This window comes from Niabella terrae (genome assembly GCF_054783135.1).
Genome location: NZ_BAAGRD010000008.1, coordinates 218,374 through 233,067, shown reverse-complemented (window position 1 = coordinate 233,067; position 14,694 = coordinate 218,374). Strand labels below are relative to the sequence as shown.

The window sequence follows — 14,694 nt, the reverse complement described above, 5'->3', positions numbered from 1 at the left end:
AGGTAAAAACCTTCCAATTGTTTATATATATTGTTTAAAGTTAATCGTGGTGTTGCAGCACGGCATCACTCCACATTTCTTCCAGATGATAAAAACGCCGGGTCTCGGGTTGCATAATATGAACCACCACGTTCACAAAATCCACCAGTACCCATTGCAGCTGCTCCATTCCTTCCTTATGATAAACGTTTTCCCCGCAATTTTCCTTTACCTGCTGCTCGACATGATCCGCTATTGCCTTGACCTGCGGCTGATTATCGGCTTCACAGATGATAAAAAAATCAGAAACCGCCTCAGGAATCTTTCTTAAATCCAGGGAAATCGTTTTTTCCCCCTTTTTTTCAGCAATTGCTGATATGATCGTCTTAAAGATTTTTGAATTTTTAGTGAGCCGTCTTCCGCCTGCGGCTTTTCGTTTTGTTAGCGAAGCTAAAGGTTCCAATAGAAGATACTTTTTTAAAGAATGAATTGATTATTAAGCGTTTGAGTGAGCAATAGAGCAGCCTGATATGGCGACCGGCTTACAATTTGAGGCCTGAAAATTGCCGGATGCAACAAATTTATCCTATCATACAACTTAATCTTTCTTACTTTGTTCAAAAATAATGATTATTGACACAACAACCCGTAGATAATTGCGCCGCTTTGCCCGACGGGTCCTCATTTCCGCCCCTTATTGAACTCGCACAAACAGACAGCACCAATAACTATGCCCTTCAACTGCTGCGACAGGGTAAACTGACGGAAGGTCAGGCCGCCGGAACGGGAATATTTGCCCATGAACAATGGGCAGGCAAGGGTCAGCGGGGTCGTAGCTGGTTGTCCAAAGCAGGGGAAAACATTCATTTAAGTACCATTATCGACGCCCGGTCCTTTTCACTGGACCGTCAATTCCTGCTGGTGGTTCGTGTCGCACTGGCAGTCAGTCGGTTTCTGGAAAAATATGCCACCGGCCAAATCTGTATCAAATGGCCCAATGACCTGTATTTTCAGGACAGAAAGGCGGGGGGCATTTTGATAGAAAACATCATTTCCGGAAACAACTGGAAATGGGCAGTGGCGGGTACGGGCCTCAATATCAACCAGACAAGATTTGATGCCTCCATCGCCGAAAAGGCGATTTCGCTCAGACAGCTAACCGGCCGGCATTATGACTGCCTGCAGCTGGCCCGCGAACTGCGGGACGGTATCCTGGAAACTGTTGCCCTACCACAATCCGAAGAAGACCTGCTGAATGCGTACCATCAGCGGCTGTATAAAAAGGACCAAAATGTGCTTTTGCAGCAGGATGACCGGATTTTTGAGGCAAGGGTTATAGGGGTTCTCGCTACCGGGCAACTGGAAGTCTTTACCGACCGGAGGCTGCTGCTGGACTTTGGGACGGTGAGCTGGCTGGCTTAAAACAGAACCGCCCGGCCTGAATGCCGGACGGTCGGTAAGTTTCGTATTTAACCAGTGTGCCGGACTACTTTTTAAGTTTTTTCAGGAGCAGTTCAGGCTCGTTCGTCGTAAGGAAATCCACTCCGTCTGCGAGCAGTGCATCCATGGCTTTGGGGTCATTTACCGTCCAGGCATTGGTGACGACACCGATTGCTTTGGCCTCTTTGATCCAGGTCGGATTTTTTTCAAATACCTTCTGATTGTAATCCAGATCCAATCCTTCCGGTTTCAGTTGATCCGGGCGGATATCTCCGTTCAGGTATTGTACCGATGCCAGCGGATCGAGGGCTTTGACTTTTTTACAGACATCATAATCAAATGCGATGTAGACCGTTTTGGACTGCCCCTTGAGTTCTTTAACCAGCGCCACGACTTTTTCTGCCAGTTGCAGCGAACGTTCCTTGCTAACGACGGAGGTTTTGATTTCCGCTACCATGATGGTTTGGTCCTGGGCATATCCGGTTTTCAGGTAGGATTCCAATGTGGGAATGGATTCTCCGTTCGGCAATTTCTTCTGCAGAAGTTCCTGATAGGTATGTTTTTCGATGGGCAGGCCCAGAAAATCATTATTGTGATTCACCACCAGCACTTCGTCGCTGGTCATGTGAATATCAAACTCCGATCCACCGCAGCCCAGGGCAATCGCGTCTTTCAGGGAAGCGATAGAATTTTCCGGAGCCCCGGTATTTTTCCATGCGCCCCGGTGGGCAATGACTTTATTGGGAAAATGAATCGGTCTTTTGGAATGGGTGCCCGCTTTTTGAGCGGCGCAGCCTGCCATCAATGTGACAATAGCAACGGCGATAAGGAGTTTCCTGTTCATGGATAAGTTTTTATGATTCTAATTATTGTTTGTTTCGGGATACGGCGGCCCAGTTTAGTGCTGCGGTCGGCCGAATTTCTGTCAATCGGGCATTCAGTCGGGCCGCAACTGAAACTTTTCCGGCAATGACGCATCGGTTTCAGCGGCCCGGGCTTCACATTCCAGCCCGCAGCGATAATAACCGACCTTGAGGGTCTGCCAAAGATAGGTAACTATAAAACGGATAAGCCCCAATCGTTCATACTGCTCAACATGCTTGAGTTCATGCCGCAGCCAGCGCTGATTCTGTAAAAACTGCTGCCGGGTTACGCCGTGCAAATAAATACTATGGCCTATGACAATCGCTACCTGTTCACTCTTCAGCTTGAAAGCCGCCAGTCGGGCAATCAACGCTTTTTCCTTTATGGAATAATAGCTCATTGAATGGAATCGATAATTTCCTGGGCATGCTGCTTGTTTTTTGGCCGCAGGAAGATCTTCTCGATATACCCCTTTTCATCAATGAGAAAAGTCGTCCGGTGCACGCCCATAAACTGGTTGCCGAACATCTGCTTCGGTCCCCATACGCCGTACTTATCCAGAATCTTGTGTTTGGGATCAGCCAGCAGGGGAAAAGGCAGGTGGAACTTTTTGGCAAAGGCCTCATGCTCATACAACTCATCGGGACTGATACCGATAACCGCAATGTTATTTTTTTTCAGCAGACTGTAATTATCCCGCAGATTGCAGGCCTGCACGGTGCAGGTAGGTGTATCGTCCTGGGGATAAAAATACAGGGCGACTTTCCGGCCCAGAAAATCAGGTAAGGATATTTTATTGCCTTGCTGGTCGATGCCGGTAAATCCGGGCGCTTTTTTTCCAACTTCGAGATGTGTTGCCATAAAGAATCTTAATCGGGTCCGGTCGCGGCAGCCCGGGTTAAGTTGCTAAAATACTTTAAAATTAAAAACAAGCAAATTATCTGTTCATGAATCCTCCATCAGGCCTACCGGATGAATGTCCAGCTTTTCCGGGCAATATTGCCCGCAATATCCGTTACCGTTACAGTGAGGGTATGCTTTCCTGAACTGACCCGGTCGTCAAAATAGTAAACCCAGGTCCGGCCTTTGTCATTGGTAAACCGCAACCATTTACCATCCAGTTCGGCCCGGAAAGAAGCAATGCCATAATTGTCTTTGGGTGTGAGGCTGATCCTGCGGGACTTGCTGAGATCGACGACGGAACCGCTACCCAGTGAAGGTATGACGGGCGGTACATTGTCTATAACCGCTTCAAAACTTCCAAAATCGCGGAACTGGGCAGTCAGCCAGTCACCCCGCCATTCTGCTTTCCTGACCGAAGTATTTTTGACCGTTCTTTTAATCAGGATTTTATCCCGGTCGGAGGCGCTGATCGGCCGGTCGGGTTTAATACGGACTTCAAAATTGGCATGTACCGGAATCGAAGCAGCTCCGAGCTGATGTTTGGCAGAGACGGCATTCAGGGCCACTGAAGCCTTAGCGGCATAACCGGTGTTCATCCGGTCGTATAGGGCATTGACGGGCAGGTAGGCTTCAAAAGCTTCCCTGAATAGTTTATTGGGACGGTTGGGTATCCAGTCATAGTTTCTGGCTACCGGCGGTTGGCTGCCGTCCTGTTGCAGGTCAAAACGGATTACCGAAAGGTTGCCGCGGGTATCCCGGACTTCAATGCGCACTTCATGTACCAGGGTGTCTTCCAGTCTGATAAGCGCTTTCTCGCCCAGATCATGATAAACACCGCTGCGATCGCCGGGCAGGGCGGTGGTATGCTGCAGCCAACTTCCGCTGATGCTATGGGCCCTGTAGTCAATCTGCGCATTCATATAACGGGTATCGGAATAGGATACGCTGTCGATGTAAAAACTACTCAGTTCCCGGTCATCCACAAACAGGCGGGCGCTGTAAATGCCATCCTGATTGGTCGTGCCATTTCTGGTATCGTAAGCCTGGATGGCAAAACTGAGCCGGTCAAAATTCGTACGGATCCGGCCGCCGGAAACGCTGTAGCCCTCCTGATGCTTACTCAAACGGAACATTTTAGGTGACTGATCGAATACCGAATTACCCCGGTCGTACATCGCCAGTTGTACCAGGGTGGGCGGACGGTCATCGGCAATCGGAATGCCAAACAGTGAGGGATTGAGCCGGATACCTGTATGGGTATCAATGACTTCAAAATGCACGTGCGGGCCACCGGAGCCCCCCGTTGTGCCGCTATAGGAAATAAAATCTCCCTTTTTTACCGGGAACCGGCCGGCCGGTATGTCGAGATGGGTTTCCCAGGACTGATTCTTATACTGTTGCTCCGTCACATATTTTTCCAGGTCCGGTCTGAAATTATTCAGATGCCCGTAGAGGGACGACAGGCCATTGGGGTGGTTGATAATGATCCAGCGTCCCCAGCTCAAAGGTTCAATACCCACAAAGGCAATATAACCATCGGCGGCGGCCACCACCCGCTGATTCACGACCTGGTTGGTTCTCACATCGAGACCCATATGCCAGTGATTGTTGCGTAGCTCTCCCATATTGGCTACGATATCCGGCTTCAGTTCGGTACACCACCGAAAATAATGCTGGGGATAAACGGGTGGCTGATACAACTGGGCTCCGGACATAGAACACATTCCTGATAGAATCCACAAAAACAAATAGCGCTTGAACATGCTTCAAAAGTAATTAATCGAATTTTTATGCTGGTACCGGCAATTTTCGTCCCTTGAGCCGGTTCATGTTTTAGGGAAGCTAAAATGGCCGCGAAGGTTGTATCGCCATCCCAGGCGCCCCCGGCAGTAGTAGGGGTGGGATTAATTTTCAAAAAAACCTCCGATGACAGAATTTCTCTCCCGATTTTTGGGCTCAATCCCGTAATTTTGCGCAATTTGTTTTTAAAACAGCAAGGAAAAATTAAAAATGCCCAGAGATACATCTATCAAATCTATCCTGATTATCGGCTCCGGCCCCATTGTTATCGGTCAAGCTTGTGAATTTGACTATTCCGGCACCCAGGCTGCCCGCAGTATACGTGAAGAAGGCATCAGGGTCACCCTGATCAACAGCAACCCCGCCACCATAATGACCGACCCCATGATGGCCGACAAGGTTTACCTGTTGCCGCTGACACCCGAGAGTATTGAACAGATCCTGACCGAAGCCAGAGAAGCCGGCCATCCGATTGATGCCGTACTACCCACCATGGGGGGCCAGACCGCACTTAACCTGGCCAAGGAAGCTGAAGAGATGGGCATCTGGCAACAATTTAATGTACGTCTGATCGGCGTGGATATCAAAGCCATCGATAAGGCAGAAGACCGGGAGAAATTCCGGCAGTGGATGATTGAAATGGGGATCCAGGTGGCCCGCGCCAAAACCGCCAATTCCTTCCTGGAAGGCAAGGAATTTGCCCAGGAAATCGGATTTCCGCTGGTCATCCGCCCTTCATTTACCCTGGGTGGTACTGGTGGCGGTTTTGTCCATGACAAAGAGGAGCTGGATGAGGCCCTGAACAGGGGATTGCAGGCTTCCCCGATACACGAAGTGCTGGTGGAGCAGGCGGTGTTGGGCTGGAAAGAATTTGAACTGGAACTATTGCGCGACAGTGCGGATAATGTTTGTATTATCTGTACCGTAGAAAATTTTGATCCCATGGGCGTTCATACGGGCGATTCCATCACGGTTGCCCCTTCCATGACCCTGAGTGATACCGGTATGCAGCTGATGCGGGATACCGCTATTCGAATGATGCGTGACCTGGGTAATTTTGCCGGTGGCTGTAATGTACAGTTCTCGATGAACCCGGCGACCGAAGAAATCATCGCTATCGAAATCAATCCTCGGGTAAGCCGCTCTTCGGCCCTGGCCAGCAAGGCCACGGGATACCCGATTGCCAAGATCGCCGCCAAACTGGCGATTGGCTATAACCTGGATGAGCTGGAAAATCAGATTACCAAAAACACTTCCGCATATTTTGAACCGGCCCTGGATTATGTGATCGTGAAAATCCCCCGCTGGAACTTTGATAAATTTAAAGGCGCTGATGATACGCTGGGCCTGCAGATGAAAAGTGTGGGTGAAGTGATGGCCATTGGCCGCAGCTTCAATGAAGCCATTCAGAAAGCCTGTCAGAGCCTGGAAAACAATGCCATCGGCCTGGGTTATTATGGTAAAAGTCTGATGCATGCCGAAGAGTTACTGGAATATATCAAGACCCCGAAATGGGACCGGATTTTCCGGATAAAAGACGCCCTGATGGCAGGTATTTCCGTAGGAACGATTTCCAAGGCCACCAACGGCATTGACCGCTGGTTCCTTTCTGAAATCCAGAAATTATGTGTCATTGAAAAGAAACTGACCGAGCTTGGTGCTGAGGCGCTGACCGAACCCTTATTGCGGGAAGCCAAGGTCAATGGCTTCAGTGACGCGCAGATCGCGACGCTGACCGGCCTGGCCGAAGACGATATCTATAGGAAGCGGAAGGAACTGGGTATTACCCGGGTCTATAAAATGGTGGATACCTGCAGCGCGGAATTTGAAGCCAAGACCCCTTATTTCTACTCGACTTTCGAAACGCCGCTGAAAGCTTCGGCGGCCATTGTCCAAAATGAGGCGGATACCATCAACAAAGAAGGCGCCCGCAAGAAAATCATCGTGTTGGGCAGCGGTCCCAACCGGATCGGTCAGGGCATTGAATTTGACTATTGTTGCGTCCACGGACTGATGGCCATCAAGGAAAGTGGTTATGAAGCCATCATGATGAACTGTAACCCGGAAACCGTGAGCACTGATTTCGATATGGCTGATAAACTGTATTTCGAACCGGTTTACTGGGAACATGTCCGGGAACTCATTGAATATGAGCAACCTGCCGGTGTCATTGTACAGCTGGGCGGACAGACGGCCCTGAAACTGGCCGAAAAAATCAAGGATATGGGCGTGGCCATCATTGGTACTTCCTTCGACAATATGGATATTGCGGAGGATCGGGGACGCTTTAGTGATATGCTCAAGGAGCTGGACATTCCCTACCCTGATTACGGCACGGCCTGGGATGTGGATCAGGCAGTTGAAGTAGCCAACCGCGTAGGCTATCCGGTATTGGTGCGGCCTTCCTATGTACTGGGGGGGCAGCGGATGCGGATCGTCATCAATGATGATGAACTGGAAAAAGCAGTTGTCAGCCTGCTGAAACATATTCCTGGCAATAAGATCCTTATTGATCATTTTCTGGATCGTTGCCAGGAAGCGGAAGTGGATGCCATTTTCGACGGTACCCATTTTCATGTCATGGGCGTAATGGAACATATTGAACCTGCAGGTATACATAGCGGAGACAGTAATGCCGTATTGCCGGCCTTCAACCTTTCCCCGCTGGAAGTGACAACCATGGAGCATTATGCAGAAAAAATCGCCCGGGCCCTGGATATCCGCGGACTCATCAATATTCAGTTTGCGATCAAAGAGGGTACGGTTTATGTGATTGAAGCCAACCCGCGCGCCAGCCGCACGACCCCCTTCATCGCCAAAGCTTATCAGATCCCCTATCTGAATATTGCCACCAAAGTCATGCTGGGTGCGGCCCAACTCACTGATTTTACTTTTGAAAAGAAACTGAAAGGTTATGCCATCAAGGAACCCGTATTCAGTTTCAGTAAATTTCCCAATGTGAACAAGGAACTCGGTCCTGAAATGAAGAGTACGGGTGAAGCCATCCGCTTTATCAAAGACCTGAAAGATCCTTATTTCCGGCAACTGTATAAGGACCGCAGCATGTTCCTGAGTAAATAATTTTCCCGGCTGCCACCGAGTTGGCGATCCGGGAATACCTGTCCGCCATCACCTGCACCCACGCAGCGGTTGGCGGATTTTTACTGCCGTAATATTTGGGAATGGATGCTGCTGCGACGCCGATCAGGACCTTCTTGTCCAGTAGAGAAGTGGGCCTGTTGCAACGGGAGCTGGCAGGACAGGCCGGAAGCGTTTCCTTAGCGAAAGCCCCGAATTTGATTTTGTCACCGGTTTCAAGGCGCAGGGACCGGGGTCGGCCGCTGGTAGACCCGGACATAGTCGACCTCCATTTTCAATGGAAAATCACGGTCGTTCACCCCTTTCTGGCCACCCCAGTTACCGCCTACCGCAATATTGAGCAGCAGGTACATCCTGTTATCAAAGGGCCAGTGCGCATAGTCCTTGTGTTCGTTTACAAATTTGAAATATGGTTGGTTGTCCAGGGTCACTACGATGGAATCAGCGTTCCATTCCACTGCATACAAATGAAAATCACCGAACGGGTCTTCCAGCCGGGTGGTGGCGGTTTTCTGGGTACCTATTACATGATTATACGCCTTGCAATGAATCGAAGCATGCACCACGCCGGGATCATAGCCCACATGTTCCATGATATCAATCTCCCCGTCATCCGGCCAGGCTTTCATCGGATCGGCCAGCATCCAGATGGCCGGCCAGGAACCCAGGCCCGACGGAATTTTTGCCCGTACTTCAATCTTACCGTACTGCCAGGAGGCTTTGCCCCGGGTCACCAGACGCGCGGAACTGTATTGTGCACTGTCCCGGGTTTCTTTAAGGGCCTCAATAGTCAGTAGGCCGTCCTCTACCCTTACATTCGGGGCTTCCCGGGTGTAATACTGCAGTTCATTATTACCCCAGCCATCGGCATTGCCCAGGTCATAATCCCATTTACTGCTGTCGGGGGCGCCACTGTAATTGAACTCGTCGGCCCAGATCAGGGTCCAGGTCTCCTGTTGAGCCGCCGCCCGGAACGCCAGGCTGCCCATAAAAAAACAAAGAATTATATACTTCATACACCAATGATTTAGCTGACCCGCCATCCTTTCCATCGGGCCGGTGAAGACCAACTTTAAAACTATTGAAATTTTTCTCAAGTGAACAAAAAAAACAGGTTTATCTTCACCCCCATGGTACAGCATATCATTTTTGATTTTGGCGGCGTCATTTATAACATTGACTTTACACGCAGTTTTGCCGCTTTTGAGCAACTGGGTTTTACCGGTTTCCGGCAGCTGTATTCACAGCATAACGCTTCGGATCTGTTCCGCAAACTGGAAAAAGGTCTGATCGAACCAGCGGCTTTTTATCAGGAGCTCCGGGACCATACCGGTGTATCAGTGAGCGATGAACAACTACGGCATGCCTGGAATGCGCTGTTGATTGACTACCGTAATGCTACGCTGGATTACCTGGACCGGCTGCAAAAAGACTACCGGCTCTACCTGCTCAGCAATACCAACCGCATCCATTATGATCATTTTTCTGCGGAACTGCAGCGGCTGAAGGGCCGCAGTCTGGAATCCTATTTCAGCCGGGCCTGGTTTTCTCATGAAATCCATAAAAGAAAACCCGACACTGAAATTTACGAATGGGTGTTGGCTGATGCCGGTATTGACGCTGCAGACAGCCTCTTTATAGACGATACCAGCTCCAACCTGCCCCCTGCTGCCGCCCTGGGCATTCATACCCACCTACTGTTACCGGACCAGCGCATCGAGACCCTGGACCTGTCGGCTTACTGAAGCTGACCTAAAAAAAATCCCGGAACCTGGGGCCCGGGATCGATATCTTTTTTGCTGCGGATTAATGCCCGCCGGTTTCGCCTTTGGGTGGTTCCGCAACAGGCGCTTCTGCCGGATGATGGGCCGGAGGTGTCGTAATTTCCTTATAATAAGGATCATAGGTATTTCTCAGATCCCTGAAAGAATTACCGTCAATCAGGAAAGCGGTGATAAACCAGATGAACAACAGCAGCGGCGTGACAATGGTCAACCGGAAATTACGGATTTCATCGCCCAGGTGCATGAACACCGAAACGATATAATAGGCTTTGGCCAAGGTCAGGATACATACCGCACCTTTCAGGAATAATACCAGAAAATATGGCGGCACCCCTTTATGCAGGAAATAAATCGTAAAGCCGATGGCCAGCTCAATAATGGTAACAATGGATAAAATCCAGGTAGTCCGGAATACCCTTTTTCTGAAAGTGGCGTCATCCACATGATGATGCGCTTCCGCTACTTCGGGGTATGCGGCCGATGGGGAAATATCTTTTGTTGGATCGTAATGTTGCGACATAAATAATTTATTCAGTAGTACGGTAATTTAGATAAGATAGAAACAAAGGAATACAAATACCCAGACCAGATCCACAAAGTGCCAGTACAGACCGGCTTTCTCGATCATCAGGTAATGCCCTTTTCTTTCAAATACATTGCATGATGTCATGATCAGCATGACAATATTGATCACTACCCCGCTGAATACGTGGAATCCGTGGAATCCGGTAATGCCGTAGAAAAATCCGCCAAAGGCTGCAGGACCTTTTCCATGCACTTTAAAATCAGGACTGCTGCTCAGTATCTGAATCAGCTGGTCTTTGGGGGTATCCAGTAACTGCTGATGGCTCAGTGATGAAAGATGGTTGTGTTCCACCAAAGCGGCCAGGGTATTATTGGAAGTCTGCTGCAGCGCGGCAGTCAGTTCATGTCCGGTGATCGGAAATCCCCAGGGGTTGCGCACTGTAGTCTGGGCAATCAGTTCAATCTTACCATCTACCAGCGTGGGATGGGTGGCCGTCAGCAGGTGATGCCATTCCAGTGCCTGGCAACTCAGGAAGGCCAGACCACCGATAATGGTCCAGATCAGCCATTTCTGTACGTCTTTCTTGTTCCGGTTATGGCCCGCATGTACCGCCAGCACCATGGTGACCGAACTGATGATCAGAATAAAGGTCATGATACTCACGAAGATCAGCGGCAGGTTCGCATGACCTGCGCCGGGCAGGGCGTTAAAAACCACGTTGGGATCCGGCCAGTAGTTGGCACTGAACCTGATGGTGCCGTAGGAAATAAGGAACGCCCCGAAAGTAAAGGCATCACTCATTAAAAAATACCACATCATCACCTTTCCATACTCGATATTAAAAGGGCTTTTTCCCCCGCTCCACCATTTGGTCCGATGTGTTGTTATTGTTGCTTCATTTGCCATTCCTGTGAATATTAAAAATTTTAACCTACTATTAAAAAGAATATCATCAGATATACCCAAAGTATATCTACAAAATGCCAGTACAGACTCATGACCTCAATCGGTACAGGGCTGTACACTTTCACGCGCCCGATCAGTGAGCGGATCAGAATGATGGTCAGTGCCACCACACCACCCAGAATATGCAGGGCGTGCAGTCCGGTAATTGCATAAAAGAACTGTCCTGCTCCCGAAGAACCCTTAAACCGGATATTCTGCGCCCAGAGATCGGTAAAACCGATAATCTGACAGACCACAAATACCAGTCCCAGCACAAAAGTGGTGGTGATCCAGACGCGGTATTTTCGCATATCACGTTCCTTGAAGGAGCGGACCGCCAGTTGCATGGTCAGGCTGCTGACGATCATCACCACCGTAGACACCCAGAAGATATCCGGCAGCACAATATTTCTCCATCCGGTCAGATTACTCTTTACGATAAAAGCACTGGTCAGACCGGCGAACATCATGGTCACGCTGGCCATGGCCACCCACATCATAAATTTATGCGGGTGAATTCTTTTATGTTGATCATTACTCACAAGTTCCACTATCTAGCTTTTTTTATTACTGTTGTCCTCAACTTTTTGCCAGCAGCAACGCCAGCAATACGACCGGCAGGTACATATAACTGCCGAACATGACTTTACGGGCGCTGGGAATATCCATTTTCTGGTACAGTCCCACTGATCTGGCAATCATAAAAATATTGGCCGCCCCAATCAGTACCAGCGCCAGTATGCCCTTGATATCCTCAAAACTGCAGATACCGGTGAAAAAAGGTGCCAGGGTTATCGGTACCAGCAGCAGGGAATAGACAACCGCCTGCAAGGCTGTGAACCGGGTCGGTCCCTTATCACTCGGCAGCAATTTAAAACCGGCATTGCTGTAGTCCTTATGGGCTACCCAGGCTATGGCCCAGAAATGCGGAAACTGCCATAAAAACTGGATGCCAAACATCACCGCACCGCCCAGCCAGTCTATCTGCTGTCCCGGAACAAAGCCGGCCACCCAGCCGATCAGACAGGGCAGCGCACCAGGAAAAGCGCCTACCAGGACCGCTATCGAATTGACTTTCTTCAGCGGTGTATATACAAAAGCGTATAAAAACAAACTGAATGCCGCCAGTAGGGCCGCCGTCCAGTTGAAACAATACCCCAGTATAAACACCCCCAACGCTCCGGTAAGTACCGCAAAGCCCCAGCCCTGATCCACACTGATCCGGCCACTGGCAATCGGCCTGTTCGCTGTCCGCTTCATCATCGCATCGGTGTCCTTTTCCACTACCATATTGATGGTATTGGCACTTCCTGTCACCAACATCCCGCCTGCAAAGAGCAAAAGTATCCGCCACCAATCGATCAGTACTTCCGGCACCAGCAGGTAACTGATTACGCTGCTGAAAACCACCATGATACTCAAAGAAGGTTTTATGAGTTGAATATAATCTTTCAGTCCACCTTCCTGTTTCAATCTTATCTTTTTTTCATTGATCAATGTCACGTCGCTCAGGAAATTCGGGCCGGCTGCACCTTAATGGGCCGACTCGTCTTTTCTGATCGGCTCTGTCTGCGGGATAAAATCCCGGTCATCCTTACCGTAATCGTAGGGCCAGCGATGCACTTCCGGAATTTCTCCTTCCCAGTTACCATGTCCCGGATGAATGGGTGTCGTCCATTCCAGGGTATTGGCACCCCAGGGGTTCTGACTGCGTACCCGACGGCCTTTATAGATCGAATAGACATAATTAAAAACAAATAACAGCTGTACCGCAAATACCATCACGGTCACTACAGTGATCATGGCGTCCAGTCCGTGGAACTGGCTGAAACTGACCCAGCTGCTTTTATCCAGGTACCTTCTGGGCATACCTGCGAATCCCTGGTAGTGCATGGGCCAGAAGATCAGGTAGGCACCGATCAGGGTCACCCAGAAATGGATATAACCCAGGGTATTGTTCATGTACCGGCCAAACATTTTGGGGAACCAGTGATAGATACCGCAGAACATACCGAAAAAGGCCGATACCCCCATTACAATATGGAAATGCGCGATCACAAACATGGTATCATGCAGGTGAATATCGATGGTAGAGTTCCCCAGAAAGATACCCGTCAGCCCCCCGGAGATAAACATGCTCACAAATCCGATCGCGAACAGCATCCCTGGTGTGAAACGGATATTTCCTCGCCAGAGTGTCGTCAGCCAGTTAAAGACCTTGATCGCTGAAGGCACGGCAATCAGCAGGGTCAATAGCACGAAGACCGATCCCAGGAAGGGGTTCATCCCCGTCACAAACATATGGTGGGCCCAGACCAGGAAGGCCAGTACACAAATGGCACAGAGCGAGAAGATCATCGCGGTATAGCCAAAGATGGGTTTACGGGCATTGACCGACATGACTTCAGACACCAGTCCCATGGCGGGCAGGATAATAATATATACTTCGGGGTGCCCCAGGAACCAGAACAGGTGCTGGAACAGGATGGCATTACCCCCTTCATTCGACAGTGCCTGACCGGCTACATAAATATCACTCAGATAGAAACTGGTACCCAGGTGACGGTCAAACAACAACAGGATCAGACCAGACAGCAGTACCGGGAAGGACAGGGCGCCCAGAATGGCGGTAAACAACAGGGCCCAGATCGTAAGCGGGACCCGGGTCATCGACATCCCTTTGGTACGCATATTCAGAATGGTAGCGATATAATTGAGGTTACCCAGCAGACCGGATACCACGAACAGCGCAATCGAAATAATCCAGTAATCCATCCCCGCCTTCGAGCCTTCTGTAGCCTGGCCCAGGGCACTGAGTGGCGGATAGACCGTCCATCCCCCCGAGGCCGGACCGGTCTGCAGGAACAGCGAGGCCAGCATCACAATACCTGCCACGAAGAAAAACCAATAGGACAGCATATTCATCAACGGAGAAGCCATATCCCGCGCACCGACCTGCAATGGAATCAGCAGGTTGGCAAATGTACCACTCAGACCAGAGGTCAGTACAAAGAAGATCAGCACCGTACCGTGCATGGTGGTCAGTGCATAATAGAATTCAGGCTTGATTTTACCGCCCTCTGCCCAACGGCCGAATATGGTTTCCAGTATCGGAAAATTCTGATCAGGAAAACCCAGTTGCAACCGGAACAATACCGAAAACAGCCCCCCGATAATCGCCCAGATGATCCCGGTGATCAGGAATTGTTTGGCGATCATTTTATGATCCTGGCTGAAAATGTATTTGGTAATAAAAGTTTCCTTATGGTGGGCATGCACATGATGGCCTTCGTGATGACCCTGTGCTGCCACTTCTGATGGGGTATGTAAAATGTCGCTCATAATACTAATTTT

Annotated in this window: 14 protein-coding genes; 3 read left to right on the top strand and 11 right to left on the bottom strand. The window is 49.7% G+C overall.

Annotated features, from left to right (window positions below; all coding sequences use genetic code 11):
• Positions 1 to 40: 40 nt before the first annotated feature.
• Positions 41 to 442, bottom strand: coding sequence for a ribosome silencing factor (rsfS, locus tag ACYVI9_RS09155; RefSeq protein WP_460763657.1), 402 nt, complete (start codon positions 440 to 442; stop codon positions 41 to 43).
• A gap of 170 nt (positions 443 to 612) precedes the next feature.
• Here rsfS and ACYVI9_RS09150 point away from each other — a divergent pair, with 170 nt between their 5' ends.
• Positions 613 to 1,401 carry a biotin--[acetyl-CoA-carboxylase] ligase gene (locus ACYVI9_RS09150; RefSeq protein ID WP_460763655.1) on the top strand — a complete coding sequence of 263 codons (789 nt, stop codon included), beginning with the start codon at positions 613 to 615 and terminating at the stop codon, positions 1,399 to 1,401.
• A 64-nt stretch (positions 1,402 to 1,465) separates the two neighbouring features.
• Here the strand turns inward: ACYVI9_RS09150 and ACYVI9_RS09145 are convergent, their stop codons facing one another.
• The 4 genes from ACYVI9_RS09145 to ACYVI9_RS09130 form a co-directional block, all read right to left on the bottom strand.
• The gene (locus tag ACYVI9_RS09145; protein WP_460763652.1) at positions 1,466 to 2,263 is read right to left on the bottom strand and encodes a glycerophosphodiester phosphodiesterase family protein; all 798 of its coding nucleotides are present in this window, start codon (positions 2,261 to 2,263) and stop codon (positions 1,466 to 1,468) included.
• 93 nt (positions 2,264 to 2,356) lie between these two features.
• Positions 2,357 to 2,683 (bottom strand): DUF4157 domain-containing protein, encoded by a 327-nt coding sequence (locus tag ACYVI9_RS09140; protein ID WP_460763649.1) that lies wholly within the window; start codon positions 2,681 to 2,683, stop codon positions 2,357 to 2,359.
• Positions 2,680 to 3,144 (bottom strand): thioredoxin-dependent thiol peroxidase, encoded by a 465-nt coding sequence (bcp, locus tag ACYVI9_RS09135; RefSeq protein WP_460763647.1) that lies wholly within the window; start codon positions 3,142 to 3,144, stop codon positions 2,680 to 2,682. Before bcp ends, ACYVI9_RS09140 begins: the two co-directional genes overlap by 4 nt.
• 104 nt (positions 3,145 to 3,248) lie before the next feature.
• Positions 3,249 to 4,901: a peptidoglycan DD-metalloendopeptidase family protein gene (locus ACYVI9_RS09130; RefSeq protein ID WP_460763644.1), complete on the bottom strand. Its 1,653-nt coding sequence runs from the start codon at positions 4,899 to 4,901 to the stop codon at positions 3,249 to 3,251.
• Positions 4,902 to 5,196: 295 nt separating this feature from the next.
• On the opposite strand from ACYVI9_RS09130, the gene carB reads away from it, so the two are divergent.
• A complete protein-coding gene (gene carB, locus ACYVI9_RS09125; protein ID WP_460763642.1) occupies positions 5,197 to 8,067 on the top strand; it encodes a carbamoyl-phosphate synthase large subunit in 2,871 nt (956 codons plus the stop codon).
• 233 nt (positions 8,068 to 8,300) lie between these two features.
• Here carB and ACYVI9_RS09120 read toward each other — a convergent pair whose 3' ends face one another.
• Positions 8,301 to 9,101, bottom strand: a complete 801-nt coding sequence (locus ACYVI9_RS09120) for a glycoside hydrolase family 16 protein (RefSeq protein ID WP_460763639.1) — start codon at positions 9,099 to 9,101, stop codon at positions 8,301 to 8,303.
• Positions 9,102 to 9,182: 81 nt separating this feature from the next.
• On the opposite strand from ACYVI9_RS09120, the gene ACYVI9_RS09115 reads away from it, so the two are divergent.
• Positions 9,183 to 9,830, top strand: coding sequence for an HAD family hydrolase (locus ACYVI9_RS09115; RefSeq protein WP_460763637.1), 648 nt, complete (start codon positions 9,183 to 9,185; stop codon positions 9,828 to 9,830).
• Between the two features lie 61 nt (positions 9,831 to 9,891).
• Here the strand turns inward: ACYVI9_RS09115 and ACYVI9_RS09110 are convergent, their stop codons facing one another.
• The 5 genes from ACYVI9_RS09110 to ACYVI9_RS09090 are packed head-to-tail and all read right to left on the bottom strand — an operon-like array spanning position 9,892 to position 14,682.
• A complete protein-coding gene (locus ACYVI9_RS09110; RefSeq protein WP_460763635.1) occupies positions 9,892 to 10,389 on the bottom strand; it encodes a cytochrome C oxidase subunit IV family protein in 498 nt (165 codons plus the stop codon).
• A gap of 27 nt (positions 10,390 to 10,416) precedes the next feature.
• Complete coding sequence (locus ACYVI9_RS09105; protein ID WP_460763632.1) at positions 10,417 to 11,301, bottom strand: cytochrome c oxidase subunit 3; 885 nt, start codon at positions 11,299 to 11,301, stop codon at positions 10,417 to 10,419.
• A 20-nt stretch (positions 11,302 to 11,321) separates the two neighbouring features.
• A complete protein-coding gene (locus ACYVI9_RS09100; RefSeq protein ID WP_460763630.1) occupies positions 11,322 to 11,891 on the bottom strand; it encodes a cytochrome c oxidase subunit 3 in 570 nt (189 codons plus the stop codon).
• 28 nt (positions 11,892 to 11,919) lie between these two features.
• A complete protein-coding gene (cyoE, locus tag ACYVI9_RS09095; protein WP_460763627.1) occupies positions 11,920 to 12,813 on the bottom strand; it encodes a heme o synthase in 894 nt (297 codons plus the stop codon).
• A 60-nt stretch (positions 12,814 to 12,873) separates the two neighbouring features.
• The gene (locus ACYVI9_RS09090) at positions 12,874 to 14,682 is read right to left on the bottom strand and encodes a cytochrome c oxidase subunit I (protein ID WP_460763624.1); all 1,809 of its coding nucleotides are present in this window, start codon (positions 14,680 to 14,682) and stop codon (positions 12,874 to 12,876) included.
• Positions 14,683 to 14,694: the final 12 nt, after the last annotated feature.

What these genes read in the sequence shown, in the direction of transcription:
- ACYVI9_RS09145 (WP_460763652.1), bottom strand. Translation starts at nt 2,263, where the DNA reads ATGAACAGGAAACTCCTTATCGCCGTTGCTATTGTCACATTGATGGCA.
- ACYVI9_RS09140 (WP_460763649.1), bottom strand. Translation starts at nt 2,683, where the DNA reads ATGAGCTATTATTCCATAAAGGAAAAAGCGTTGATTGCCCGACTGGCG.
- bcp (WP_460763647.1), bottom strand. Translation starts at nt 3,144, where the DNA reads ATGGCAACACATCTCGAAGTTGGAAAAAAAGCGCCCGGATTTACCGGC.
- ACYVI9_RS09130 (WP_460763644.1), bottom strand. Translation starts at nt 4,901, where the DNA reads ATGTCCGGAGCCCAGTTGTATCAGCCACCCGTTTATCCCCAGCATTAT.
- carB (WP_460763642.1), top strand. Translation starts at nt 5,197, where the DNA reads ATGCCCAGAGATACATCTATCAAATCTATCCTGATTATCGGCTCCGGC.
- ACYVI9_RS09120 (WP_460763639.1), bottom strand. Translation starts at nt 9,101, where the DNA reads ATGAAGTATATAATTCTTTGTTTTTTTATGGGCAGCCTGGCGTTCCGG.
- ACYVI9_RS09110 (WP_460763635.1), bottom strand. Translation starts at nt 10,389, where the DNA reads ATGTCGCAACATTACGATCCAACAAAAGATATTTCCCCATCGGCCGCA.
- ACYVI9_RS09105 (WP_460763632.1), bottom strand. Translation starts at nt 11,301, where the DNA reads ATGGCAAATGAAGCAACAATAACAACACATCGGACCAAATGGTGGAGC.
- ACYVI9_RS09090 (WP_460763624.1), bottom strand. Translation starts at nt 14,682, where the DNA reads ATGAGCGACATTTTACATACCCCATCAGAAGTGGCAGCACAGGGTCAT.